Annotated in this window: 22 protein-coding genes and 1 pseudogene; 10 read left to right on the top strand and 13 right to left on the bottom strand. The window is 65.2% G+C overall.

Features of this window, described 5'->3' with window-relative positions; genetic code table 11:
• Positions 1 to 57: 57 nt before the first annotated feature.
• From BM337_RS04285 to BM337_RS04265, 5 genes are all read right to left on the bottom strand, one after another.
• Complete coding sequence (locus tag BM337_RS04285) at positions 58 to 885, bottom strand: ABC transporter ATP-binding protein (protein ID WP_089815567.1); 828 nt, start codon at positions 883 to 885, stop codon at positions 58 to 60.
• Complete coding sequence (locus tag BM337_RS04280; RefSeq protein WP_089814234.1) at positions 882 to 1724, bottom strand: ABC transporter permease; 843 nt, start codon at positions 1722 to 1724, stop codon at positions 882 to 884. Before BM337_RS04280 ends, BM337_RS04285 begins: the two co-directional genes overlap by 4 nt.
• Positions 1721 to 2749: an ABC transporter substrate-binding protein gene (locus BM337_RS04275; protein ID WP_177227146.1), complete on the bottom strand. Its 1029-nt coding sequence runs from the start codon at positions 2747 to 2749 to the stop codon at positions 1721 to 1723. Before BM337_RS04275 ends, BM337_RS04280 begins: the two co-directional genes overlap by 4 nt.
• A 174-nt stretch (positions 2750 to 2923) precedes the next feature.
• On the bottom strand, positions 2924 to 4090 hold the full coding sequence (locus BM337_RS04270) for a DUF3179 domain-containing (seleno)protein (protein WP_089814232.1): 1167 nt from the start codon (positions 4088 to 4090) through the stop codon (positions 2924 to 2926).
• Between the two features lie 236 nt (positions 4091 to 4326).
• On the bottom strand, positions 4327 to 4803 hold the full coding sequence (locus BM337_RS04265) for a hypothetical protein (RefSeq protein WP_089814230.1): 477 nt from the start codon (positions 4801 to 4803) through the stop codon (positions 4327 to 4329).
• Positions 4804 to 5086: 283 nt separating this feature from the next.
• Between BM337_RS04265 and BM337_RS04260 the strand changes: the two genes are divergently transcribed.
• On the top strand, positions 5087 to 5485 hold the full coding sequence (locus tag BM337_RS04260) for a winged helix-turn-helix transcriptional regulator (protein ID WP_089814228.1): 399 nt from the start codon (positions 5087 to 5089) through the stop codon (positions 5483 to 5485).
• Between the two features lie 14 nt (positions 5486 to 5499).
• On the opposite strand, the gene BM337_RS04255 is transcribed toward BM337_RS04260, so the two are convergent.
• On the bottom strand, positions 5500 to 6702 hold the full coding sequence (locus BM337_RS04255; RefSeq protein ID WP_218155509.1) for an ABC transporter substrate-binding protein: 1203 nt from the start codon (positions 6700 to 6702) through the stop codon (positions 5500 to 5502).
• A gap of 1 nt (position 6703) precedes the next feature.
• Positions 6704 to 7924, bottom strand: coding sequence for an ABC transporter substrate-binding protein (locus BM337_RS04250; RefSeq protein WP_089814226.1), 1221 nt, complete (start codon positions 7922 to 7924; stop codon positions 6704 to 6706).
• Between the two features lie 198 nt (positions 7925 to 8122).
• On the opposite strand from BM337_RS04250, the gene BM337_RS04245 reads away from it, so the two are divergent.
• Together BM337_RS04245 and BM337_RS04240 are read left to right on the top strand one after the other, a co-directional pair.
• Positions 8123 to 8563 carry a hypothetical protein gene (locus BM337_RS04245; RefSeq protein ID WP_089814224.1) on the top strand — a complete coding sequence of 147 codons (441 nt, stop codon included), beginning with the start codon at positions 8123 to 8125 and terminating at the stop codon, positions 8561 to 8563.
• 36 nt (positions 8564 to 8599) lie between these two features.
• Positions 8600 to 8983, top strand: a complete 384-nt coding sequence (locus BM337_RS04240) for a hypothetical protein (protein WP_143117635.1) — start codon at positions 8600 to 8602, stop codon at positions 8981 to 8983.
• Positions 8984 to 9155: 172 nt separating this feature from the next.
• On the opposite strand, the gene BM337_RS04235 is transcribed toward BM337_RS04240, so the two are convergent.
• From BM337_RS04235 to BM337_RS04210, 6 genes and pseudogenes are all read right to left on the bottom strand, one after another.
• Positions 9156 to 10658 carry a molybdopterin-dependent oxidoreductase gene (locus tag BM337_RS04235; protein WP_089814220.1) on the bottom strand — a complete coding sequence of 501 codons (1503 nt, stop codon included), beginning with the start codon at positions 10656 to 10658 and terminating at the stop codon, positions 9156 to 9158.
• 118 nt (positions 10659 to 10776) lie between these two features.
• Positions 10777 to 12480: a SulP family inorganic anion transporter gene (locus BM337_RS04230; protein WP_089814218.1), complete on the bottom strand. Its 1704-nt coding sequence runs from the start codon at positions 12478 to 12480 to the stop codon at positions 10777 to 10779.
• Between the two features lie 653 nt (positions 12481 to 13133).
• Complete coding sequence (locus tag BM337_RS04225; RefSeq protein WP_089814216.1) at positions 13134 to 13322, bottom strand: hypothetical protein; 189 nt, start codon at positions 13320 to 13322, stop codon at positions 13134 to 13136.
• 19 nt (positions 13323 to 13341) lie between these two features.
• Positions 13342 to 14154, bottom strand: a pseudogene (locus tag BM337_RS21845) (DUF6036 family nucleotidyltransferase).
• Positions 14151 to 15074, bottom strand: a complete 924-nt coding sequence (locus tag BM337_RS04215) for an ArsR family transcriptional regulator (protein ID WP_089814214.1) — start codon at positions 15072 to 15074, stop codon at positions 14151 to 14153. Before BM337_RS04215 ends, BM337_RS21845 begins: the two are co-directional and overlap by 4 nt.
• Before the next feature lie 168 nt (positions 15075 to 15242).
• Positions 15243 to 16142 carry a hypothetical protein gene (locus BM337_RS04210; protein ID WP_089814212.1) on the bottom strand — a complete coding sequence of 300 codons (900 nt, stop codon included), beginning with the start codon at positions 16140 to 16142 and terminating at the stop codon, positions 15243 to 15245.
• A 319-nt stretch (positions 16143 to 16461) separates the two neighbouring features.
• Between BM337_RS04210 and BM337_RS04205 the strand changes: the two genes are divergently transcribed.
• Genes BM337_RS04205 through BM337_RS04175 form a run of 7 tightly spaced genes read left to right on the top strand, consistent with a single transcriptional unit; the run spans position 16462 to position 23361 of the window.
• Positions 16462 to 18693 (top strand): type II/IV secretion system ATPase subunit, encoded by a 2232-nt coding sequence (locus tag BM337_RS04205; RefSeq protein ID WP_089814210.1) that lies wholly within the window; start codon positions 16462 to 16464, stop codon positions 18691 to 18693.
• On the top strand, positions 18680 to 20575 hold the full coding sequence (locus BM337_RS04200; RefSeq protein WP_089814200.1) for a type II secretion system F family protein: 1896 nt from the start codon (positions 18680 to 18682) through the stop codon (positions 20573 to 20575). Before BM337_RS04205 ends, BM337_RS04200 begins: the two co-directional genes overlap by 14 nt.
• The gene (locus tag BM337_RS04195) at positions 20572 to 21336 is read left to right on the top strand and encodes a DUF7289 family protein (RefSeq protein ID WP_089814198.1); all 765 of its coding nucleotides are present in this window, start codon (positions 20572 to 20574) and stop codon (positions 21334 to 21336) included. Before BM337_RS04200 ends, BM337_RS04195 begins: the two co-directional genes overlap by 4 nt.
• Entirely contained in the window at positions 21329 to 21775 is a 447-nt protein-coding gene (locus tag BM337_RS04190; RefSeq protein ID WP_089814196.1) for a DUF7266 family protein, read from the top strand. The genes BM337_RS04195 and BM337_RS04190 overlap by 8 nt, the downstream gene beginning before the upstream one ends.
• On the top strand, positions 21772 to 22446 hold the full coding sequence (locus BM337_RS04185; protein ID WP_089814194.1) for a DUF7263 family protein: 675 nt from the start codon (positions 21772 to 21774) through the stop codon (positions 22444 to 22446). The genes BM337_RS04190 and BM337_RS04185 overlap by 4 nt, the downstream gene beginning before the upstream one ends.
• Positions 22439 to 22843: a DUF7262 family protein gene (locus BM337_RS04180; protein ID WP_089814192.1), complete on the top strand. Its 405-nt coding sequence runs from the start codon at positions 22439 to 22441 to the stop codon at positions 22841 to 22843. Before BM337_RS04185 ends, BM337_RS04180 begins: the two co-directional genes overlap by 8 nt.
• Positions 22840 to 23361, top strand: coding sequence for a DUF7261 family protein (locus BM337_RS04175; RefSeq protein WP_089814190.1), 522 nt, complete (start codon positions 22840 to 22842; stop codon positions 23359 to 23361). Before BM337_RS04180 ends, BM337_RS04175 begins: the two co-directional genes overlap by 4 nt.
• Positions 23362 to 23415 lie beyond the last annotated feature (54 nt).

The raw sequence follows: 23415 nt of genomic DNA, 5'->3' as shown, positions 1-23415 counted from the left end.
AGCATGGCGTCCGCGCCGCCGCTAGCGGTCCTCGGGTTCGGCCGGTCCGTCGTCCAGTTACGCAGGGCCGTCGTCCAGTTCGGCCGGGCCATCATCCAGTTCCGCCGGGCCGCCGAGTTCGTCGCGAATCCGCGCGACGTGGGCGACGAACGACCTGTCCGTTCGCTCGCGCGGTCGCGGCAGGTCGACGGCGACGGTGGACTGGACGGTCCCCGGGTCCGCGTCCATGACGACGACCCGATCCGCCAGCCGCACCGCCTCGTCGACGTCGTGGGTGACGAACACGACGGTCTGGCCCGTCCGTCGCCAGATAGCCAGCAGTTCGGCGTGGAGTCGGTCGCGCGTCCGCGCGTCGACGCTCCCGAAGGGCTCGTCCAGCAGGAGTATCTCCGGGTCGACGGCGAGCGCCCGCGCGACGCCGACGCGCTGTTTCATCCCGCCGGAGAGCTCCCGGGGATAGGCGTCCTCGAAGCCCTCCAGCCCGACGAGGTCGATCAGCTCCCGGACCCGCGCCTCGCAGTCCGGACAGTCACAGGCCGGCCGGTCGAGGCCGAACCGGACGTTCCCGCGGACGGTCCGCCAGGGGAACAGCGCGTGCTGCTGGAACACCATCCCGCGGTCCAGCCCCGGGCCGGTGACCGGCTCGCCGTCGACCAGGACGGCGCCGCAATCCGGCGTTTCCAGCCCGGCGATCGCACGCAACAGCGTGGTCTTCCCGCAGCCGGACGGCCCGACGACGCAGCAGAACTCCCCCGCCGCGACGCGTACCGACACGTCGGACAGCGCCCGGACGGTGCCCGACGCCGATCGATACGTCTTGCCGAGGTCCCTGACGACGACCTTCCCGTCCGCGGCCGAACCCGACGGAGGAGACGGGGCGTTCATCGCCACGCGAGCACCCGCCGTTCGACGAGTCGGAACCCGACGTCCATACAGAGGAACGCCAGGCTGATCAGGATCATGTAGGCGACGCTCGTCGCCATCGCGAGGTTGTTCGAGGCGTTGACGATCTCGTATCCCACGCCCGGGGCGCCGAACAGCTCGGCGCCGACGACGATCATCCAGCACCGACCGATGCTCGTCCGGAACCCCGTCAGGAGCTGTGGCGCCGCGCTCGGTAGCGCGACGAGTTTCAGCATCGACAGGTCGCGCTCGACGCCGAGCGTCGCCGCCGCGTCGGTCAACTCGGTCGCGACGCCCTCGACCCCGCCGTAGGCGCCGTAGAAGTTGATCCAGAACGCGCCGACGAAGACGATGAACGCCGCACCGGTGTGGTGGATGCCGAACCAGACGATGGCGAAGACGACCCACGCCAACGGCGGGATCGGTCGGAGCACCCGGACGAGCGGTCGCAGCCAGTCGTCGAGGGCCCCGTTCCACCCCATCGCCAGGCCGAGACCGGCGCCACAGAGCGCACCCAGGAGCAGGCCGGGGACGTAGTGGAACAGCGTCTGTGCGAGGTGGGCAACGCCCGTGGGAAGGACCAGCGTCGCCCCGAGCAGCGGGACGACGACCGCCGTCGTTGTGGCGAAGAGGTCGAGGAACGCCAGCGCCGACGCGGCCGGACCCGGCACCAGGTACGACGGCTCCGTCGTCGACGCCGTGAGCCACCAGACGAGGAGAAACGCGAGGAGCCCGCCCAGGCCGCGACGGTACCGGCGCAGATCACCCTCGAAGCCGGCCGCAGTCACCGCGCCGGACCCGGTGTCGGTGCGCGTGCTCATGGCCGAATCGCGTCGTAGGGGCCGAACGCGAACAGGTCCTCGGTCGCGACCGGTTCGTCGACGTTGCCGACGTCCGCGACGAACGCCCCCATCGTCGCGGCCTGGTCGGTGATCGCGTGGGGGTCCGAGAGGAACTCCGACGCGCGCGAGTCCATCGCCGTCTCGGCGAGGTCCCGGCTCACCCCGGAGCCGATCACCGACGCCGCGTGGGCAGCGGCGTCGTCGGGCGAGTCCGTCGTGAACTCGGTCGCCGCCACGTGTCGTTCGACGAGGGCCTGGGAGACCTCGCCGTCGTCGATCACCCGCTCGTTCGCGAACAGCACCGTCACCGGGTGGTTCGCCAGGACGTCGCCGGACCAGACGAGTTCACCGAAGCCCTCGTCCCGGCCGATGATCGTCGTGAACGGTTCCTGGACGATCGTCGCGTCGACGTCGCCAGACTGGATCGTCTGGACCGCCTTCGCCGGCGGGACCGTCGACGTCGTGATCGCGGACTCCATCTCGCCGACGCCGAGGTCCTCCTGGATCCAGTACCGGAGCACGACGTCGGGAACGCTCCCGTCCGGCGGGACGCCGAACCGCACCTTGCGCCCGTGCTCCCGTTCGAAGCCCTCGAACGCGGCCGGGCCCGCTCGCTCGTAGCGGTCGACGAACCCGGACGTGGCCACGATCTCGAACCCGTTTCTGGAGTTCGCCGCGAGGATACCCGCGTCGGTCCCCCTGTCGACGAGCACCATCGCGGGCGTGATGCCGAAGTGCGCGACGTCGACGTCTCCGCTCGCAAACGCCTTGACGACGCTGGGGCCGGCGCTGAACCGCTCTATCGTGACGTCCACCGGCAGCTCGTCGTAGTACCCCTCCCGCTCCATCACGTAGTGTTGCATATTCGGGTAGATGGGCACGTAGGCGACGGTGATCGAATCGAGCCCACCGGCGGCGCCCCGGCCGAGACAACCGGTGAGGCCCGACGTCGCCACGGTCGCTCCCAGTCCGGTCAGCATCCCTCGGCGAGTGAACTGGCACATCTGTGTTACTAATCATATCTCTAGTTCTAATAACTTCTGTGATCCCCACCCAACTTGTTATTAACAGTGGCGAGGGAGGGATGCCGGGTCGGTCGTCGAACCGGGTTGGACACGTCACCCTGCTTCGCCAGGAAGGTCGATCCAGTTGTGGAATCGACACCGTCCCCCAGCTAGTCAGGCTGTCGCGTCGGTCACCTCGACCTGGTAGAACGACGACGGGGCGTGGTCGGTCTGCCACGCGTACGCGTATGTCCACGACGTCGCCAAACGGTCCAGTGAGCGGCCGTCGTCGCTGTTGCCGGTAGCCGGATCCCAGGTCGTCCCGTCGCCCCGCACCGTTCCGTCGGCGTCCCGCTCGAACGGAAAGCCCGGGTCTTCGTAGGCGACGAGCGTCCCGTCCGCGTCGAAGACGACGACGTCGGTTTCGCCGACGGTCGTTCGCACGAGTCCGCCCGCGGCCTCGACGCGAGGTCGCGCGAAGCCCACGGCGTCATCGTCGACTGTTACACCCAGCACGCGCGTCTTCGCCGTAAGGTCGTCCGGCCCGTCCGCCTCCCACTGCTCCGGACCGCCGTGGAGGTCGAGGTAGCCGAAGGTGTCCTCGCGCTCGAAGACCGACGTGACGTCGGCGTACGCGTCGCCGGAGCCGTCCGGGGAGTCCGCGTCCGAAATCCAGCCGCGCAGTTCGACGACACCGGTGAGCAGTTTCATGAACGGGCTGACGCTCACCTCTCGCGTCCCGTCCTCCGGGTCCCGCGCGAGGTTCGCCGCGCGGACCAGGCTGAACGCGGCGTCCATGACCTCGCGACCGGCGGGGTGTTCGAGGAGTCCCGTCGTCGTCGCGGCGAACTGCTGGAACAGGTACGGGCCACTGTGGTCAGGCCGCTGGAGCACCGTCCCGTTTGGATAATCGATCTGGAACGCCTCCCACGTACTCATCCGGGAGGAGTACAGGTCGAGGCCCTCGCCGGCCAGCTCGCCGTTCAGGCCCTCGCCCGTCGACTGCTTCCACTCCGAGCCCGTCTCCTCGTCCCGCATCACGAGGTTGTTCTCGACGATCTTCCCACCGAACTCGAAGGTGAGTTCCCGCCCCCCTATCCGGCGCTCGTAGGCCGCGACCGTGCCACACAGCGGACAGTAGGTCACGACCAGTGGCACCCCGTCGACGGTGTCGTTGGCGATGTGGTGGACGTTCAGTATCGAGACCGGATAGCCGCGAGCGCCGTCGTCCGTCTCGACGACGAGCAACTCGTCGTCCGGATCGCCCGGATAGTCGGTCTCGAAGGTCGGGTTGCCGATACTCGGTATGAAGTCGGTGTCGAATCCTGTGACGACTCGCATCTGTAATCCCGTCTGATCCTCGGGTCGACGCCGGCATATATATAATCTAAATTACACTTTAGCCGGTTGCGTCCGCGTGATCCACTCAATCGGCGGTAAGGTGGTTTCCTCACGCTACCCCTGCCGGGAGCGGACACGGGTCGCTACGGAGTTGCCTGTGACGCGACGGACTCGCTCGCGGGACGGCCGGGTAATCGAAGAATGAGTCCGCGGGTCGACGATGTCCGCAGGCTCGGTTACAGGGTGAGTACGAACAGCAGTTGCAAGAGGACGACGCCACCGGTCGAAGCGAGCCCCAGGTGGTGTAACGCCGCGAGACGACCCACCCCCCGTCGAACTGCGGGGGCGTCACCGTCCGAGGAGACCGACTTCACCGCCTCGATACGGGCGCGGAGCTGCGAGACGACGTATCCCATACTGAGCACCAGCCAGGCGGCGACGGCGACCGCCATCCAGCGGAGGTCGTACTGCCACGCCTGGACGAACACCAGGAGCGTCCCGCTGGCGACGACGGTGATCATCGTCGGCGGAGCCAGGCCGATAACGCGCTTCAGTTCGGCGTGCACCAGCCGCGCGTCCTCGGTCGGGACGTCCTCGCCGTCGGCCCCGAACATCAGCGGCCAGATCGGCTTCTCGACGTAGGAGAGCACGACGAAGAAGCCCGTCGCGAACGAGAACAGCGACGCCACGAGAACCGGAACGAGCGCCGTCATCGGTCTTCTCCCCACTGGACGAGCCCGTGGCCTGTACTCGCAGGCCGGTGACTGGAGCGTCGAACTGCCGTCGATAGACGTGTGGTCTGTCCGAGTGACATCGATCCAGTGTAGCACGCCGGGAGCAATAAATATCATATTTAGTATACTTTAGGCCCTCGGGTCGGGGTGAGAGGATAACCCGAGCGTTAGCGCCTCACCGGCCCTGACCGGACGAATCGCGCGCGACAGGCGGGTCGACCGGAACGAGTGCTTTAATCCTGCCGTGCCCGAGTTAGTACGCATGCCCCGGGACGACGACGAGTACGTGTTCAAGTCCGCCCTCGACGACGAGGAGTCGACGGCCTCGGTCGCCATCGAGTTCCTGAGTCGCAAGTGGACCAGAACCATCGTCGAAGTGCTGGTCGAGGAGGACAGTCTCCGCTACAGCGAACTCAAGACCGAACTCGAAGGTATCTCCGACAAGGCGCTGTCCGACGCGCTCGAAGGACTGGAAGCCCTGCACCTCGTCGACCGCGACGTCGTCGACGACCGACCGGTCAAAGTGGCGTACTCGCTGACGGAAGTCGGGCAGTCCCTCGAGACGATCATCGACGACTTCGTGGCCTGGAGAGACGAGTACCTCGCCTACGTCGACGGCCTGGACGGTGCTACCGAGGACGGTCTCGATACCGACGACTGACGGGACCGACGGCCTCAGACCTCCCCGTTGATCACGTCCGCCAGCCGCTGGTGATCGAACAGCTGTGCGTCCTCGTCGCGGAGCGATTCGACGCCGTTCCACGCACCGAACCGGTCGGGATAGAACTGTTTGGCCGCGATCTCGGTCTGGAGGAGGTTGAGTACCGGCCCCTGGTAGGACGTGCCGCCGCGATAGAGCCGGTCCTCCTGCACCGCGGTGAGTTGCTGGCCCACGGAGTGGGACCGCAGGTCGTCCATCCGCTCTTCGAACTCGTTCTCGGAGAGGTCCGAGAAGCCGTACGGGAACACGATGACGTCCGGGTCGACGTCCAGGAGCTGTTCGTAGTCCCAGCCGGCGTAACTCCCCTCGATGTGGGGCCCGAACGCGTCGTGGACCCCGAGGTCACGGTACTGTTTCTTGCCGTTGCCGTCGCCGATGGGATAGGCGTCCAGCGAGCCCGCGGTGAAGTCCGAGAACGCCGAGACGAGACCGATCTCCGGACGCTCGTCTTCCGGCGGGAGATCCGCTTGCAGATGGGCGAGGAACTCGTCGTGGATTGCCTCGATGGCCTCGTAGCGCTCTCGCTCCTGGAACACCTCGGCGACCGTCTCGAAGGCCTCGTACAGCGAGTAGTACGGATAGTCGTGCCAGTCCTCACCGACTCGCCTGATGTAGTTCCCGAGGACCGGGCCGACGTTCGCCGCGATCTCGTCGAAGTCCTCGGCCGAGAACGTCTCGTGTTTCAGCCCGACGAAGTTCGGGTCGAGCAGGTGGACGTCGGCGTCGATCTCGTAGAACACCTCCTTGTCGAAGCTACTCGCGTTGTACAGCTGTCGGACGTCGTCGAAAGAGACGTCGACGCCGGGGAGCACGTCGTAGAACTGGTCCGGCCAGCTGTCGCGATAGACGAGCGCCTGGAGGCCCTCGAGTTGCCCGAGGGCGATCCCCATGTCGCCGTACGTGCTGTAGTAGGCCATCCAGGTCTCGGGAACCGAATCGAACTCGACCTCGCCGGCGGGCGCCATCGTCACCGTGTAGGACGTGTCTTCCGGGGTAGCCGCCTCGGTCGCCGCGCCGGTTTCGGTCGCCGTCGACGCCGGCGTGGTGTTCGATCCGCCACCCGAACAGCCGGCGAGCAGTCCCCCGCCGACGACTGCCCCGCCGTACTTCATGTAGTCTCTGCGCGTCGGTGCCGTGTGCGTCGTCTCGTCGTCCATATCAGTTCCCTCCGGTGATAGCGGTCGCCAGTCGATCGCGGTCGAACAGCCGCTCCGAGGGGTCGTGCTGGCCGACGCCCTTCCACTCGCCGAACTGTTCGGGGAACAGCTGCTTTGCGGTCATCTCGATCTGGAAGACGTTCATGACCGGCCCCTGCGTGGGCGTCCCGCCGACGTAGACGCGGTCGTCCTGGACGGCGGTGAGTTCCTGCGCGACCGGGCTGTCGGCGAAGAACTCCCGCATCGCGCGGGTCCGCTCCGACGGCTCGACGTCCCAGTTGTGCACGATCACGTCCGGGTCGATCTCGAGTAGTCCCTCGACGTCGTAGCTCCCCTCGTAGTTCTCCGCGTAGGTCTTGTCGCTGTCCGCGAAGGCGTCCTCCACGTCGAACGGCCGGAACTGCGCCTTGCCGTAGCCCGGCGCGTTGATCCGGTACGGCGAGAACGCCTCCTGGTCGGGAGTGAACACGAGCAGGCCGACCGACGGTCGATCGGACCGGGACGGGAGGTCCGCCGTAATCTCGTCGACCAGGTCGTCGCGGATCGCCTTCAGTTCGGCCGCCCGCTCGGTCTCCCGGTAGACCTGCCCGAGCTTCTCGGTGAGTTCCCAGAGCGAATAGTACTCGTACTCGCCGCCGTACTCTCCGGGCGGGTCGGAGTGGGCGCGGCTCAACCGGTTCGCGAAGAACGGACCGACGTTCGACTCGATCTCCTCGACGTCCCGCATCGACCAGCCCGACCAGCCGCTGTACCCGATGTTGACGGGGTCGAGGTGATGGACGTCCGCGTCGAGTTCGTAGAACTGCTCCTTGTCGAGACCGTCGTTGTACAGCGGCGCGAGTTCGCTCGGATCGAACGAGACGCCGTCGAGCTGGTCGTAGTAGCCGGCGTAGTAGTTCTCCGGGTGCCCGAGCGACAGGACGGCGTCGCCGTGACCGAGACCCACGAGGGCGTCGGCCCACGTCGCGTCGTACACCGTCGCCGTCTCGGGTGGGCGCTCGAACTCGACCGTCCCGACCGGCGACATCGTCACCGAATACCCGGTGTCCTCGGTCGCGCTCGGCGTCGAGGTTCCCGATTCGGTCGCCGTCGCGTCCGGAGTCGACCCACCGCCTGAACCGCCCGTACAGCCAGCGAGCAACCCACCGCCGACGACGGCCCCGCCGTACTTCACGTACTCCCTGCGCGTCGGTGCTTCCCGACCGCTTGCATCCCTTGCCATGAATTTTAGGCCCACCTAAAGGTAGATAATAGCACCGATTCTTAGGCAGACCTAAATTTGTCTCGGCGTCAGTACCGGTCGTCATCGAAAGGACTCTTCGAGGTGAAGGGGGCCGCTCCGCGCTTCGGAAAACGCCGGGTTCGCCCCCGGAGTAGACCCCAACGACGATATCGCTAGCACTCGTGGCCGACGACAGAGATGCTGACAGAGGGCTTTACAGACCGTTTTCGGCTCGAACGCGTTTCGAGGGACGCGCTGTTCGTGACGGCGTCGCTGTTGCTCTCCCTCAGCTACGCCGTCGGGAAACTCCTCGTCGATCCCCAGATCACGCACGCCACTGGCGTCCGCGGCGACACCGTTGTCGTACTCGCTGTCGCACTGTCTGGCTGGGCGGTACTGACGTCACTCGCCGGGGTGCCGATCGCGACGTGCGTCCTGACCGTTCTTCCACTACCGATGGCCTTCTACGGGATCCGGTTTTTCGATTCGATCCGCTGGTCGTCAGGGCCGGTGCCAGACCAGCTCACGTTCGTGGCGGTGCTCGTTTTCGGAACGACCGCCTTCGCGGTCAGCGTAAGCTTTCTTTCTGGAGTTGCAGTGCGTCGCATTGCTGGTAGCTCGCTTCGATCGTCGGAATGAGAGCGGTTCATTGTTCCCGCCGCCATGGAGAATCGTATGCGACGACGAGCCCTTCTCTCGGCGCTCGGTGTGGGAGGGTCGGCCCTCCTTTCGGGCTGTGGCTCCCGGGACCGTGAGAACGAAGTCGAGCTCACGGTGCGAAACGACAGTCAGCAAAAGATCACACTGGACGTCTTCGTCACTACCGACGAGTATGAAACGGTCTTCTCGGCGCACTATACCCTTGCTGCTGAGAAAGCGGACGAATCGAAGAGCTTCTACGGAACTGCCAGCCGAGTCTACGCTATCGTAAACGAATCCGAGACGAAAGTGAAAACTTTCGACCCTCAGCCGTGTTCCGGGACGAACACTATCCCCGTTGGAGTGTCGCATAGTGTCGACGGGGAAATACACATCGGGGTCGCGTGCTCGGATCAGTAGGCCACGACAGGGCTCTCGGTCCGCCGAAAACGAAGAACGAGAGTAATCCAGGCGTTCAGCGCCCTCGACCACTCGAACGGCGTCCAGCAAGTGTCTCCGAAGCGGGTCCGTCGCCAGTCCAGGTGAACTGCTCACGCCCGGGCGCACACGCTGTCGGGTATCGGGAGAACTGTCACGACGAGGATGCGTCCATCATGTTCACCGTCTTCGAGACCCATCCCGTGGCACCGCTCGGGAACGCCTCCGACCGCTCCTCGGCCTGGACGGTCCCGTCGCCATCGATCGCCCGGACAACGACCTCCTGGCTGGCCCGGGGTTCGAATTCGAAGCGCCACTGTCGCCACACGTCCTCGCCCGGGAGCGGTTCCGACAGTTCGGCATCCCGCCAGGTGTCGCCGCCGTCGACCGACACCTCCACAGTGTCGACGCCGCGGGTCCCGGCGTAGGCGTGGCCTGCCACTTCGATCTGCCCGTCGTCCAGCATCGACTCGCTCCAGAGTTTGGCGACGGTGTTCACCGGGCCCGTTCCGTGCCACCCGCGCCGTTCCCAGTAGCCGTCCATCGCCTCGTCGAGGAGTTCGATCTCGGCGAGCCACTTGACGTTCGTCTCCCCCCAGTGTCCGGGGACGAGGACGCGCACGGGATGCCCGTGAGACTGCGGGAGCGCCTGGCCGTTCATCCCCCACGCGAGGAAGCCGTCTTCGAGCGCTTCGATCGGGAACTGGACGAAGTAATCGTCTTCCGCGCGGAGCATCGCACATCGACACTCCCCCTCCGGGTCGGCCTCCTCCAGTAGGGGCTTGATCGGCGTCCCGGTCCAGACGGCGTTGTCCAGTTTGTGACCGTTCAGGCTCTCGCCCACGCAGCGCAGCGTCTCGAACCGTCGCTCGGTCGGCATGTCGGTCAGTTCGTCGAACGAAACTGTGACGTCGGTCCCGACCTCACCGGTGACGGTCAGTGACCACCCGTCGGCCGACAGGTCCGGGTCGAACTCCGCGATGTCTACGTTGTAAAATTCCTCGAACGTACTCACCAGGCCCGGGATATCGCCGTCGACGTCGAGGGACTTGCGCTCGGCCTCCTGCATGAGTGTCGATACCTCCTCGTCTATCGGCTCGCGCTCGTCGCTGGCCGGGCCGCCGGTCGTCATCAGCCGCCCCAGGCCGATCGATACTCCGACGAACGTGAGTGCGCCCGCGGCGGAGACGAGTGCGCTCCGCCGTGACTGGTCGTGGTCCGGCGAACTAAACGGCGCACTCCCGACCGCGGTAAATACCGCTACTGGCCCGGCCGCAGCGAGTGCGAGCGTTGGCTCCGTCGCGATCGCCGTCGTCACCCCCCACGCGAGTACGGCGGCGAGGAGGACGCCCGCGGTGGGGTGACCGAACCGCCGCGCGACGAGAAGCCCCACTATCGCGGTGCCTGCGAGCACGCCGATCGCGATCGTGAACGACAGCGCGATGTGAAGGAGATGTCCTCGCTCGCCCACGTTCTGTATGACGAACGCGACGATCGGTCCCGGCGTCAGTCGGACGACGAGGGCGTCGATCGGTGCGACGATGAACTCTCTAGTGTATCCCGCGACAGCATACGAGCCAGCGACCCCAGTGACCCCTGCGAGGACGGCGAACACGATCTCGGACCAAGAGACAGAGTCGCGGATGTTCGTCGGCATTGCCTTGGCGCCCCTAGTCGGTGACGTAGGGGCCACCGCTAAAGAAGATAGTTTCCAGGTCCATTCAACTGCTGTCTGCGGACGGGCTGGGGTACGCCCAGTCCACGTGTCTAGCACGTCAGTGTGGGCCCTCGGATTTCGACGGCTCCTCCGCTCTCCAGCGAGCGATGGCCTCGTCGACCGATTCCTCCGGACGGACACCACCAACGTCGGCCGCAAGTCCCATCGTCTCGAACATCTGTACGACTTCGGATTCCGCCCCGGCGAACCGGAGGTCGATCGCTCTCCCGTCGAGGTCCCGGCTGAGGTCCGCCAGCATTTGCGCGGCGCCGAAGTCGACCGTCGGCGACGAGGTGAGGTCGAAGACGACCAGTTCGACGTCGGTAGAACGCGTCTCGATCCGTTCGAGGAGGTCGCTGCGAACCGTGTCAGCGTTCGCGTAGAACAGTTCGGCCTCGACGCGGTAGACGAACACGTCCGATATCGTGGTCGCCGCGGGGTAGAGATCGAGGGCGACGAACCCGTCCGTCCCGGCGACCTGCCCGAGTTCGTGCGTCGAAGGGCGACTGACCCTGGAAACGGCCACCAGCAACGACAGCACGACGCCGACGAAGACGCCCCAGAGCATCCCGAGCGAAAGCACGCCGAAGAACGCCGCCATCGCGATGGCGAACTCGGTCCTGCTCACGCGGTACAGCTGGCGGAGCGACTCCGCGTCGATCAGGCCCGTGACTGCGACGATGACGATGGCTGCGAGGATCGTTTCCGGGAGATTCGCGAAGACACCGGTGAGAAATACCAGGACGACGGCGAGGACGAGAGCGACGACGGCGCTCGTGAGCTGGGTCTCGCCACCGACGGCGTCGTTGAGCGCCGACCGGGACATACTGCCACCGACAGCGAATCCGCCAGCGAGACCGGCAGCGAGGTTTGCTACGCCATCGGCCAACAGTTCCTGATTCGAGTCGGTCTGGTAGTCGTGCCGTCTGGCGAACGTTTCGACGGCACTGATCCCCTCGACGTACGAGAGCAGGAACAACCCGACCGCGACGGGGACGAGCGAAGACAGCGTCGAGAGACTGGGAATCGCCGGAGCCGTCAGTGCGGGGAGCCCGCTCGGAATCGACCCGACGATGGAGACACCTCGGGCCGCCAGATCCGTCACCGACATGAGCACGATCGAGAGGATAACGACGACGAGCGCGGTCGGGGCGCGCGGCAGGTACCGTTCACCCAGGACCAGCAGCGCGATGCCAGCGACGCCGACACCAAGTGTCTCGGGGTTCGTCGCTGCGAAATGCGTTCCAGTGTACCAGAGACGCCCGAAGAACGTCTGCGCAACGAAGGCGTCCGACGAGTCACTCGGAATGCCTATCAGCGTCGTGAGTTGCGTCGACATGATGTAAAGTGCCGCGCCGGCGGAGAACCCCGTGAGCACCGATCCCGAGATGAAATGGACCAGAAACCCCAGCTGAAACGCCCACGCGACGATGGCGAAAACGCCGACGAGCATCGTCGTCAGGACGACGAGTGACGCGTAGGACGCGGTGCTACCGCCAGCGACTGCCCCGACCCCGCTGGCGAGCAATATCGCCAGGGCCGACGTCGGTCCCACGACGAGTTGTCGGGAGGTGCCGAACAGAAAATAGGCGGAGACGGAGAGCAACGCAGCGTACAGGCCGGTCTCCGGTGGTAAATTGGCAAGCGACGCGTACGCCAGGGCTTCAGGAACGAGCACTGCCGCGACGGTTATTCCTGCAACGACGTCGAGCCGGAGCCGCGAGGTGTCGTACCGCGGAAGCCATTCCAGCACCGGAAGCATCGACGAACCCCGCTGGCTGACGCGATCTCTCAGGCTGGGTGGAGACACGAACGCTCACCCCCGTCACTGTCGGTGTCGTTGCTGAGAGAGCGACCACTATCGAGACCGACTGTTGAACCTCGGACCGAAACGCCGGAAAAGCCGCCGTGAAGGTCGACTCCCGTGCCATACTCAGATAGTCCATCAGAACACTTGCCGGAAGCGTAAGCGAGCGAGCGCATGGTGACCCACCGCAGAAACACGCACCGAGACCGGTCTGCGTCCATGGGGTACGTATTCGTCTCGTCGGCCAAAGTAACGCACCGAGAAATGGATTTCGGAGGGAGTAACTCGGCCCTACTTGCTGTGTTGAAAGACGGTGTCGGCCGCAACACCCCATTATTCGCCGGTTTGCTGGTAGCTCGCTTCGATCGCCGTACCGGGGTCAATTTATTACCATCAAGAAGCTTCTACGGAACCGCCAGCCGAGTCCACGCTATCGTGAACGAATCGGAGGCAGCAGTGAAAATTTCGTGCCTCGACCGTGTTCCGGGCCGAACACCATCTCCGTTGGAGTGTCGTACAGTCCCGACAGAGAAATCCAGGTAGGGGTCGCGTGTTCGGGCCAATAGGCCAGTACCAGGCTTTCGATCCGTCTGAAGCGAAAGACGAGATCAAGCCAACCGTTCAGCGTCTTCGGACTCCTCGACGGCCTCCAGCAAGTACGCCCGCACCGCGTCCGCCGCCAGCGCGCCAGTCACGTGACCCTTCTCCAGCACCGCGACGGGGAACCCTTCGTAACAGGACCGCTGGACGTCGTACTCGACGATCCGGTCGTAGCGCGCGAGCAACGGCTCGCCCATCTCCGCATTAGCCGCACCGTTATATCGTTGTGGAGAGACGTTCGACGCGAGTATCGGTCACTGTGACAGCACCTTTCTCCTCGAGACGACTCACGATTTCCTGTAACTGTGTTGTGGCGTAATCGAGATCTTGCTGCAGGGTGGACATCGATTTCGGCTCGTCCAGGACGTGAAGCACTTCGAGTTCCTGGTAGACGCGCTCCGTGATCTCCGCGACGGGGTCGTGCAGCGGTGTCGTCACGTTGTGTCGTTCGGTGAGATCACTCAATGCCTCGCTTACGTAAGTCACGAACAGTTCTTGCTCCAGGAGTTCGATCTGCGCAGCGAGTTCTGCTTCGACGACGTCGAAATCGAGACCGGTCTGCATCAGGGAAAACATGTCCTCGACGTCGTCCACACGTCCGGCAACCGCTTTGAACAGGAAGATATCTTCCGGGCTCACGAGCTCGACGACGAGATCCCCCGGGTCGAGATACCGCTCACTCCGCTGGCGAATCCCTTCTGAGAGAACCAGTTTGTCGATCACCTGCCGATTGAAGACGTCGATACGACACCCATCGTCGTTCCCGAGAATTCGCTAGGCGCCGAGCGCTTCGTACGCTTCGTCCGGTTCTCGAACGATGTCGTATCCCAACTCGAGTAATACTGCCTGGAGCTGCCAGAGATCATCGCCGGACGTGACGACGAGGTCGATATCTTTGGTCGTGTCCTTGAGCCCGCGAAACGCCATCGACCCACCGCCGATCAGGAAAACGGTAAGCGGTTCGTCTAGCTGCTGGCCGATACGGTCGAGCTCTGACCGAATATACGAACTGTCGAACCGCGCTCTCATACCGTCACCTCGTACTCCGCAGCCAGTTCCTGGAAGTCTTCCCACTCGGGCAGTCGAGACGTCCGTTGCTCACCGCTCGTATCGAGGTACGTGCAGAGATCGTCGACGAGATCATCGACGTCGTACGTGACTGCCTGGGAACGGAGTTCGTCGCGGTCGACGTCGACGTGGCTAAGCAAGAGCAGGCAGTAGGACTGAACTCGCGCTCCTGCATCGATGACGAGCATGTGGCAACACAGTGTCTCCGGTGAGAGGTCCCTCGTGGTCTCCGAATAGAGGTAGTAGCGGCGGTCGCGTGCCAGGAGGGGGAGGTCATAGGCCTGGAATTGCTCTGGTCCGGTCGGGACGAAATCTTCTGCAGTAATGTCGTCGGCAGTCTGTACGAGGAACTCGTCGAGCGACTCCCAGCGGATGGTGTAGGTGTCGGTGTACCGTTCGACGGTCTGGCGATGGTCGTGGTGAGCGAGTTCCCGGGCGAGCGTGCTCAGTCGTTCGAATCCCTCGTTCAGTGCATAGGCATCGTCTTCGGTCTGGTAGACAATCCCTCGATGTTTGAGTGGATCGAGGGCGCGATGGACGGTACTCCTGTGGACGTCGGCCCTGCGTGCGAGATCGGTTGCGGCCCGCGGTGTATCGAGATAGTAGAGGACGCGAAGCGTCGCGCCCGACACCAGTTCGGGCCACTCGATGTGAGAATGCGTTTGCGTGATGTCTGCGAGGAGTTCCAGTGCTTTCGCGTCGGATGGTCGGACCCGTTTCGTCTTTCCATCTCGGCGCGTCTCGACGAGACCAGTGGTCTCGAGGCGCTCGACGAGTTCGGACGTGTAGCTGAGACTTCGGTCGAGTTCAGTTGCGAGTCCGGAGACTGTCTGCTCACCGTGGAGGACGACGAGTGCGCGCAGCTCCCCTTCCGTGAGCATTCTGTTGCATAATTACGAATCCAAATATAAATAACTTCGTTATTTCGCAACGAATTGGCGGAATAGGCCCAGCCGTGATATCGCTAGCACCCGTGGTCACCGACAGCGAGGGCAAGGACTTGTCAATCCCCAGGAAACCCGGGAGTGACTCCGATGGCACTAGTCAGCTCACTCGGACTCCCGGACGGCCTCCAGCAAGTACGCCCGCACCGCGTCCGCCGCCAGCGCGCCAGTCACGTGGCCCTTCTCCAGCACCGCGACGGGGAATCCTTCGTAACAGGACCGCTGGACGTCGTACTCGACGATCCGGTCGTAGCGCGCGAGCAACGGTGCGCAGTCGTCGGCCGCCACGGCGCGGAACTGGTCCTCGAAATCGAGCACGTCGCGCAGACGGTCCGGCCGACGCAGGGCCGACTCCGAGACCAGGTGCCGGTAGACCGACGAGACGAACAGTTCGCCCAACGCCGCGCCCGCGAGCAACGGAACGTACCGGTCCGCCGTCCCGAAGCAGGCCCGGTGGAGGTTCGCGGCGAACCCGCCGAGGCTCACCCCCGAGAGGACCACCGGCGCGTCACTCCGCTCGGCCAGGTCTGCTCGGGTTGCCTCGAACAGCGCCGCCGAGGAGGCGCACATCCCGACGAAGTTCCGGAGGTCGCCCAGGGCACGCGCGTACTCCCGCTGCGAGCGGTCGTGGAAGGGTGCCCGCACGCCGACGATATTGACGGGGAGGTCCGCCTCGTGGCCGACGAACAGCCCCTGGAACGAACTCGACGCGAAGCGGCCGAACTCGAAGGGGTGCTCGCCGCTGCCGTGATGGTAGACGACGGTCGGATACTCTGGTCCACGCCACTGCCAGGGCATGTACGCCGCCTCGAACGTCCCGAGCGGCGTGTCGACGTCGACGGCGTGCTGGCCGGCAGTGGTGGCGTTCTCGACTGTGGTTTCGGCATCGGGCGTGACGTCGACGAGTGGTGGGACGTCGAGGCCACGCTCGAAGAGTTTCCGGTCGCGGGTGAGGAGTCCGCTGAGTCGGATCGCGGCGACGTCGACGAATTCGTGGTGGTTCATCGGTCGGTGGGCGGGCAGGTCGAAGTCGCTTCCTTCTCCGTCTGGTCGCGGACTGCCGTGAAACCGTCGGCGGGAACCATCGGTGTTCCTCGCTACGTACTGGCCGGGTATCAGCGTTGGTGAGAAAACGGATCTCGTCGCGTGCCCGCGGCGGTCAAGATTCGATCCACTGGTTGGGCCACGCGGACCGATTCCGTACGGAATGGAGTACGTCGTGGACTGGGCGCCAGTGGGGAGCCTCGTCGGGACCGATCGGTGCAGCAATTTCGCTAGTTTGCCATACTAAAATTTAAGTAGTAACTGGGAGCCACCAACTGCCATGGCCGTCACGCGCGGGACCGAACCGTCGGAGTCGCCGACAGTGCCAGCGCCGATACCACCCGGAGACCCCGACGCCTGGTACGCACCGGACGTGCGGTCCCAGGACGAAGTCTATCCCGGGGTAGTAGTGACAGTCCGGGACAGTCGCCAGGAGTTCGTCTACGACGTCCGCGAACCGGAACTCACACAGCGCGGGAACGAGGCCCGCGAGCGGGTCGAGGACTACTTCGAGAGCGCGCACGTCGAACGACCCCGGACGCGGGAAGGCGCCATCGAACGCATGGAGTCGGGATTCGACCCGAAACATCGGACGGTCATCGACCGTCTCGTCGACTGCTCGCCCGCGGTGCGACGCCGCCTGGACTACCACGCGCTCTGTTCGCTGACCTGCCTCGGCGAGATGACGCCCTACGCGCTCGACGACCGGATCGACGTCGCCGACGTGACTGACGACGCCGTCCTCGTGCACACGGACGACTTCGCACCGGCGCGGACCGACCTCGATCCCGACACGGAGTTTCTCGAACGGTTCGCCAGCGAGCGGATCGAACAACACAGTGTCACGTTTCACGAGTTCGACGTCCCCGTGATCGTCTACCGGGAGAACCTGCTCGGGGAGGACCCCTTCACGACCAAGTACGCCGTCAGAGAACCGGACCTGCTCCCCGGCGACGAGGACCTGATCGAGGACTGCAAGACGCGGGTCTGGGAGGCGAGTATCGACGGCGTCCTCGAAGACGAGGTCGGATTCGTCCGCGACCGGGCGAGAACGCTGCTCTCCCGTCAGCTGACGATCCAGAATACGCGTGCCTGGCTGGACGCTTTGTCCTACCGTGTTCGGACGGCCCTGGCGGAGTACGATCTGACCGTTCCGCCCGTCGACCACCGCTTCGCCGACGACCGACTCGAAGACCTCCTGTACTACGTCCTGCGGGACCTGGTTGGCTACGGAAAGCTCACGATTCCGGTGAGGGACCCCACGCTCGAAGACATCGAGGCGAACCGGGTCGGCGAGCGGATCAAGGTCGTCCCGCGGGCTGACGTCGGCCACAACAGCAGAGTTCCGACGAACCTCGTCTTCGAGGAAGAGCGCTCCTTCGTCAACGTCGTCACCAAGCTGGCTGCCGACGACGGGACGGAACTGAACGCCTCGACCCCCAGCGCGAAGGTGAACCTATCGCCCGATGGCGTCGAGGAAACGATACGGTGTGCCGTAGCACTCCCGACCATCTCGGAGGACGGCCCACACATCTCGATCCGGAAACAGTCCACCGACCCGATGACGCCGGTCGACCTGGTCGACGCCGGTTCGATGTCGACCGAACTCGTCGCCCTGCTCTGGTTGCTGTACGAACACCACGGCGTCGTCCTCTTCTGTGGCCCGACGGGAGTCGGGAAGACGACCCTGATGAACGCTCACATGCCATTTATCCCCTATCGCGACCGACCTATCAGCATCGACGAGGGGTCACGCGAGGTACACATTCCCCACGAGACGGGCGTCTCACTCTCGACTCGCGAGCACGAGCGCGACCACCGCCGCGTGACGATGGCCGACCTGATGACGGAGTGTAACTACCTCAACCCGGACGTCGAGGTCATCGCGGAAGTGAACACGCCAGCCAGTTTCCAGACGTTCGCGGAGACGCTCAACACCGGCCACGGCCTCATCGGGACGACCCACGCCGACGACGTAGAGACGCTCGTAAACAGGATCATCGAACAGGGGTTAGCGGCGTATCTGTTGCAGGAGATCGACCTGCTCGTCTTCCCGAAACGGGTCGGCGACGACCGCTACGTCGGAGAGGTCGTCGAGCTCGTCGACGAAACGACGTACAGGAGCCTCGACCGGGACGACGACAGGCGCGGCACGATCCGCAAGGACGGAACGACGGTATACTGGACGTCCGTCGCCTGGCGAGACCACGACGGTGACTACCAGTTCGCCTACGACCATCCGTCGCTCGACGGTGGAGACGCTGGCGACGGCACCATCGCGACATTCGAGCGATTGGCAGAAGAGATCAACCAACCGGTGGACCAAGTCGAAGCGATGTTCCACCGACGTCATCGATACGTCAGGTACCTCGTCAAGGAAGGGATAGCGGACGTGGACGAGCTATTCACAGTCCTCGCCGACCTGGAAACGAACGAGGCAGCCACTGTCGAGCGGTTACGACGCGAGCTCGTTCTCGACGGACGAACGGAGGGCTCGGATGGGAACGAGTAAACCGCCGCGACAGCTCAACCTGATCGACCGGGGACTCTACGCGCTGTTCGCCCAGCACGCCGACGGGGACCAGCACGACCGGGACCGCGAACGGTACCGGGCGACCGACCTCGATACGGGCTTCGACCTCTATCTGGCGCGAGTCTACGGTCTCGCCTGGGTGAGCAGTTTCGCCCTGGGATTCGTCGTCTTCAGTACGTTCACACTCCTCCCTGACGCCCTCCTGGGTGGGGGCGTCGCGTTTCTGCAGGACGGCATCCCCGTGATCAATCGCATCACCTGGCCCGCAGTCCCACAGGCCACGCTCGCCTTCGGTTCGGGCGTCGTCGTCGCCGTCCTCACCCGATGGGCCCTAATCCGAGCAGGCGGGACCTATCTCGGCTGGGCAGCGTCTGCCCGTCGCGCCGACATCGAAGCGACGCTCCCGGGAGCCGTCCGGTACCTCCGCGTACTCGCTTCCGGCGAACACGACCAGCGAGCGATGTTGCGACGCGTCGCTGACCAGGACGCCTACGGAGAGACGGCCGTCGCGTTTCGGCGGGCCCTCAACCGCGCCGCATTGACTGGGAGTCTCGACGACGGTCTCGAGCGCGTGGCTAGCGAAACGCCGTCACGCGACCTGCTCGCCCCCTTCCTCCTGAAGTTTCGGGAACACGCGAACCAGAGTTCGAATGCGCTCGAAGGGTACCTGGAGATGGAGAGTCGATTGCTCTCTCACCAGCAGTCACGGCGCCAGGAACGGGCGACAGGCTATCTCGAGCTCGTGGCCGAACTGTTCGTCGTCCTGCTCGTCCTGCCAGCGTTGCTGGTTCTCATCGTTACGGTCATGGGCGTCCTCTCTCCTGGGCTCTCGAATCCAGTCGTCACGCCGCTTGGGACGACGACTGTCCGTGGCCTGCTCGTCCTCGGAAGCGCCGTGTTCGTCGTCTCTGCCGGCGCGACGGCATCGTTCGTCGTGACGACGCTCCGTCCGCGAAACGCGAGCCCACCGTCCTACGAACGGCCCGACGAGTTGCTTCCGCTGCTCGAGAGCGTCCCACTGAATCCGGCGAGTGCGACGGTCGTGATGGTACCTATCGGGCTCTGCGTGGCCGTCGGGCTCTGGCTACTCGACTACAGGCTCGAAAACGTCTTTCTCCTCTCGTACGCAGCGTTCGGTCTCCCTATCGGAGTCGTCTCCGTGAGGCGAGCGAGGCTCGACGACGACAAGGACCGCGAAATCCAGGACTTCGTCCACGCCGTCTCGGGTCACGTCAGCCTGGGGCGGCCGTTCAGCGACGCCGTCGAACGCGTCGCGCGCGAGGTGGAACTCGGTGCGCTCCAGAGTGACGTCGACGATCTCGCCTTTACTCTGGGACTGACGTCGAGCCCGGCCGGGGATTCGACAGACGGACGGGCTGCTGCGCTCGACCGGTTCGTCGAGGCCGTCGGCACACCGATGGCCGACCAGACCATCGGGCTCGTCGTCGGTGCGCTGGACGCCGGGAGCGACGCCGAAGACGTCTTCGAGACGCTACAGACTGAAATCGGTACGCTCTATCACGAGCGAAAGGCACTCCGGTCGTCGCTCCTCGTCTACGTCGCTGTCGGGTGGACCACCGCGTTGCTCGTCATCGGCATCGTGGTCGCCGTGAATACGTACGTCCTCGACGGATTCGCGCAGCTATCGACCGTCTCCGGCGGTCAGGGGCTGACCATCGATCCGAACGCCATCGACCCGGCGCGGGACCGCCACCGGTTCTACGTCGTGACGCAGGCCACGATGCTCGCCTGCGGCTGGTTCGCAGGGACGGCGAGCCGGGGATTTTACGAGGCGCTGTTACACTCCGCGTCGCTCGTCACCATCGCCTACGTCGTCTTCGCGGGGGCCGGGATGATATGACGCGGAAAGCGAGGTGCCGACGGCCACGTACCTCGGCCCAGCCACTCGGAACCGGAGACCGCGGGCAGTCACACGTCGTCGGCGTCGTCCTCCTCCTCGGGCTGACTGCCATCGCCCTGGGCGGCCTGACCGCGAGCATCGGAGCCATCATCCAGGACCAGACGGCTCACGCCGACGCGGCGAGCGTCGCCGCCGACTTCGACTCGTCACTCCGTCCGATCGAGACGACCGGGTCGAGGCGGGGGCGAGTGACGTTCACCGAAGGGACGGTCTCGACCGTCACCCGCGAGATACGCGTTCTCGACGAGACCGGGGTGAGACAGACGGTAGACGCCGACGCTCTCGTATACGAGTCGGCAGACCGGCGAGTGGCGTTCCTCGGTGGGGCGATCATCCGAGGGCAGGAGGGGAACGCCTGGCTGGAACGCGAGCCGCCCGTGACGAGCGGGTCGGACGTACTGATCGTCGGCGTGCCACGACTCAACGGGAGCGGCGGGGTCAGCGGCACCGGTGGCGTCGCGACACCGATCGAGACGAACGTCACCCACACACGCCACTCGCTCGGGGACGGCGACTACAGCGTCGCAATCGAGACGGAGACGCCCAGTGCCTTCGAGGAGTACGCCGCCGAACAGAACGCGACCACGACGGTGCGCGACCTCGATAGCGACGGCGTCCCGAGCGTCGTCGTCGATTTCGGCGGCGACCGAACCGGCTACGTGGTCGTTCACGACATGCGACTGGAGGTCGGCCATGGATAGCCGCGCGGTCACGCCCGTCGTCGAGAAGACGATAACGATGGGTATCGTCGTGCTTTTCGTCGGCGGTATGACGACCGCGATGTTCGGGACGGCCGTCCCGACGTACCGGGACGCGGTCGGCACCGAGATGAGCGAACGCGTACTCGCGATGGCGAGTGAGGAGATCGAACGAACGGTTCCGCCGAACACGACGACCGTTCAATCCGACCGGACCGTCGACCTGCCCGCCACGATTCGGGGTTCAGCCTACAGGATCAGGGTCGACGGCCGGTCGCTCGTCCTCGTACATCCAGACATTCCGACACGGCGGAGTCGGCCGGCACTTCCGCCGATGGTGACTGGTTTCAGTGGCGAGTGGCAGAGCGGAGCGAACACCATCGTCACCGTTCGGAGCGTCTCCGGCGGTCTCGCCGTCGAACTCCGGGAGGGAGCGCCGTGAACCGAGCGCAGACGGGGCTGCCGGCCCTCGCGATCGCGCTCCTGGTCCTGACCGTCCTCACCGGCCTCGGGCTCGCTATCGCCGACGGAGCGCTCGCGAGCGCCGACCGGAACGCCGACGAGCGACGCGTCGCCTCGTCACTGGCCGAACGCTTCGTGGCGGCCGAGTCGCCGCTCACCGAACGCGCGAACGTCCTCAATGCGACGCGGCTGCGTCGACTCGACGCAAGCGGGGTAGAGCGGTCGTTTCCTGTCGCGGACGGGCGGAGCTTTCGCCTCCGGGCGAACGGCACGACCGTCGCCACGACGGACGACGTCGAAGACGGGACGACCTTTCGACGGCTCGTCGTCGCCGAGCGTCAACAGACGAGAACCCTACGGCCTGATCTCAGACCGAACCGGGCGATTACGCTCCCCCGTCGAACGACGAAGGCGACCGTCGACCTCTCACCGCCGGCGAACACGACGCTCACGACCGTCAGGGCCAACGACCGGGTACTGCTGCGGAACACGAGCGGACTGTCCGGACGGTTCGAGGTCGCGCTTTCGCGGTTCGAGACCACGCGACTCCGGTTCGAAGGGGCCGGAAGCCTGCCAGAGGGGAGCGTGACGATAACGTACCGTGCACCGGAGACGACGAAGACGACGCTGGTGGTGACAGTCGATGGATAGAGCCCAGCTCCCGCTCTCGCTGCTGGAAGTGGCCATCGGGATAGTGTTCGTCCTCGGTGTGACACTCGGGTTCGCCCTCGGCGTGCCCTCACCGAACACGCGAGAACCCCAGCTCGACGCCTATGCCCACGACACCGCGACGATCCTATCGAACGAACAGCCGCGCCACGGTGGCGCGACCAGACTCGCGGAGGTCGTCGAGTCCGACGCGGCGTTCCAGCGCGAACGCGACGCGTTGCGCGAGCGCGTCGACCGCATCCTCACCGACAACCTGCTGTTTCGGGTCGAGACACCCCACGGCGCCGTCGGCTACCACACGCCTCACGGCGTCGCGACTGGGCGTTCGACCGTCACGACCCGCGCCGGCCCGGTAACGATACGAGTGTGGTACGTATGAGACGGCGCGGACAGCTCGTCCTCGTCGCGGCGGTGATCATCGCCGTCGCGATGATTCCCATGGTACTCGCGTACCTGCAACTGGGGTACCACGCCGACGTTCGCGCCAGCGGCGCGCACGACGACCCGTCGACCGAAGCCCGATCGGTGCTTGTCCGGAGCGTCCACAGTGCGAGCGTGGACGTCCCCGGAACGTTCCGATGGAGCAGTCGCGACGCCGCCGTGAACGCGGTCCGATCCGACCTCGACCCACGACTCTCGACTGTCGAAACCGCCCGCGTCGACGAGGGAATCCACCGCAACGTCACCTACAACCAGACTCTCGCCAGCCGGTGGTCGAGCGCCAACTGTCCGACCGGCCCAGACCGACAGTTCGGCTCCTGTGAAGCCATCGACGGCGTCGTCGTCCAGGAACGAGCGGGCTGGACCCACGTCCTCGCCGTCGCGTTCGACCTGGTGACGGATACCCGTCGGCAACACACGGAACTGTCGACAGTCGTTCGGGCTGGGTACGAATAGCCGAAACGCGACCAGAGGGGCTGACGAACGCAACTAGCCGGTTCAGACGTATAC

It is taken from the genome of Halomicrobium zhouii (genome assembly GCF_900114435.1).
Taxonomy (GTDB): Archaea; Halobacteriota; Halobacteria; order Halobacteriales; family Haloarculaceae; genus Halomicrobium; species Halomicrobium zhouii.
The sequence above is the reverse complement of the archived record's forward strand: the minus strand, read 5'-3'. Positions and strand labels throughout refer to the sequence as shown.

What these genes read in the sequence shown, in the direction of transcription:
- BM337_RS04250 (WP_089814226.1), bottom strand. Translation starts at nt 7,924, where the DNA reads ATGGCAAGGGATGCAAGCGGTCGGGAAGCACCGACGCGCAGGGAGTAC.
- BM337_RS04260 (WP_089814228.1), top strand. Translation starts at nt 5,087, where the DNA reads ATGCCCCGGGACGACGACGAGTACGTGTTCAAGTCCGCCCTCGACGAC.
- BM337_RS04280 (WP_089814234.1), bottom strand. Translation starts at nt 1,724, where the DNA reads ATGAGCACGCGCACCGACACCGGGTCCGGCGCGGTGACTGCGGCCGGC.
- BM337_RS04275 (WP_177227146.1), bottom strand. Translation starts at nt 2,749, where the DNA reads ATGTGCCAGTTCACTCGCCGAGGGATGCTGACCGGACTGGGAGCGACC.
- BM337_RS04255 (WP_218155509.1), bottom strand. Translation starts at nt 6,702, where the DNA reads ATGGACGACGAGACGACGCACACGGCACCGACGCGCAGAGACTACATG.
- BM337_RS04205 (WP_089814210.1), top strand. Translation starts at nt 16,462, where the DNA reads ATGGCCGTCACGCGCGGGACCGAACCGTCGGAGTCGCCGACAGTGCCA.
- BM337_RS04230 (WP_089814218.1), bottom strand. Translation starts at nt 12,480, where the DNA reads ATGCTTCCGGTGCTGGAATGGCTTCCGCGGTACGACACCTCGCGGCTC.
- BM337_RS04195 (WP_089814198.1), top strand. Translation starts at nt 20,572, where the DNA reads ATGACGCGGAAAGCGAGGTGCCGACGGCCACGTACCTCGGCCCAGCCA.
- BM337_RS04180 (WP_089814192.1), top strand. Translation starts at nt 22,439, where the DNA reads ATGGATAGAGCCCAGCTCCCGCTCTCGCTGCTGGAAGTGGCCATCGGG.
- BM337_RS04215 (WP_089814214.1), bottom strand. Translation starts at nt 15,074, where the DNA reads ATGCTCACGGAAGGGGAGCTGCGCGCACTCGTCGTCCTCCACGGTGAG.
- BM337_RS04270 (WP_089814232.1), bottom strand. Translation starts at nt 4,090, where the DNA reads ATGCGAGTCGTCACAGGATTCGACACCGACTTCATACCGAGTATCGGC.
- BM337_RS04265 (WP_089814230.1), bottom strand. Translation starts at nt 4,803, where the DNA reads ATGACGGCGCTCGTTCCGGTTCTCGTGGCGTCGCTGTTCTCGTTCGCG.
- BM337_RS04285 (WP_089815567.1), bottom strand. Translation starts at nt 885, where the DNA reads ATGAACGCCCCGTCTCCTCCGTCGGGTTCGGCCGCGGACGGGAAGGTC.
- BM337_RS04240 (WP_143117635.1), top strand. Translation starts at nt 8,600, where the DNA reads ATGCGACGACGAGCCCTTCTCTCGGCGCTCGGTGTGGGAGGGTCGGCC.
- BM337_RS04200 (WP_089814200.1), top strand. Translation starts at nt 18,680, where the DNA reads ATGGGAACGAGTAAACCGCCGCGACAGCTCAACCTGATCGACCGGGGA.
- BM337_RS04225 (WP_089814216.1), bottom strand. Translation starts at nt 13,322, where the DNA reads ATGGGCGAGCCGTTGCTCGCGCGCTACGACCGGATCGTCGAGTACGAC.
- BM337_RS04210 (WP_089814212.1), bottom strand. Translation starts at nt 16,142, where the DNA reads ATGAACCACCACGAATTCGTCGACGTCGCCGCGATCCGACTCAGCGGA.
- BM337_RS04175 (WP_089814190.1), top strand. Translation starts at nt 22,840, where the DNA reads ATGAGACGGCGCGGACAGCTCGTCCTCGTCGCGGCGGTGATCATCGCC.
- BM337_RS04245 (WP_089814224.1), top strand. Translation starts at nt 8,123, where the DNA reads ATGCTGACAGAGGGCTTTACAGACCGTTTTCGGCTCGAACGCGTTTCG.
- BM337_RS04235 (WP_089814220.1), bottom strand. Translation starts at nt 10,658, where the DNA reads ATGCCGACGAACATCCGCGACTCTGTCTCTTGGTCCGAGATCGTGTTC.
- BM337_RS04190 (WP_089814196.1), top strand. Translation starts at nt 21,329, where the DNA reads ATGGATAGCCGCGCGGTCACGCCCGTCGTCGAGAAGACGATAACGATG.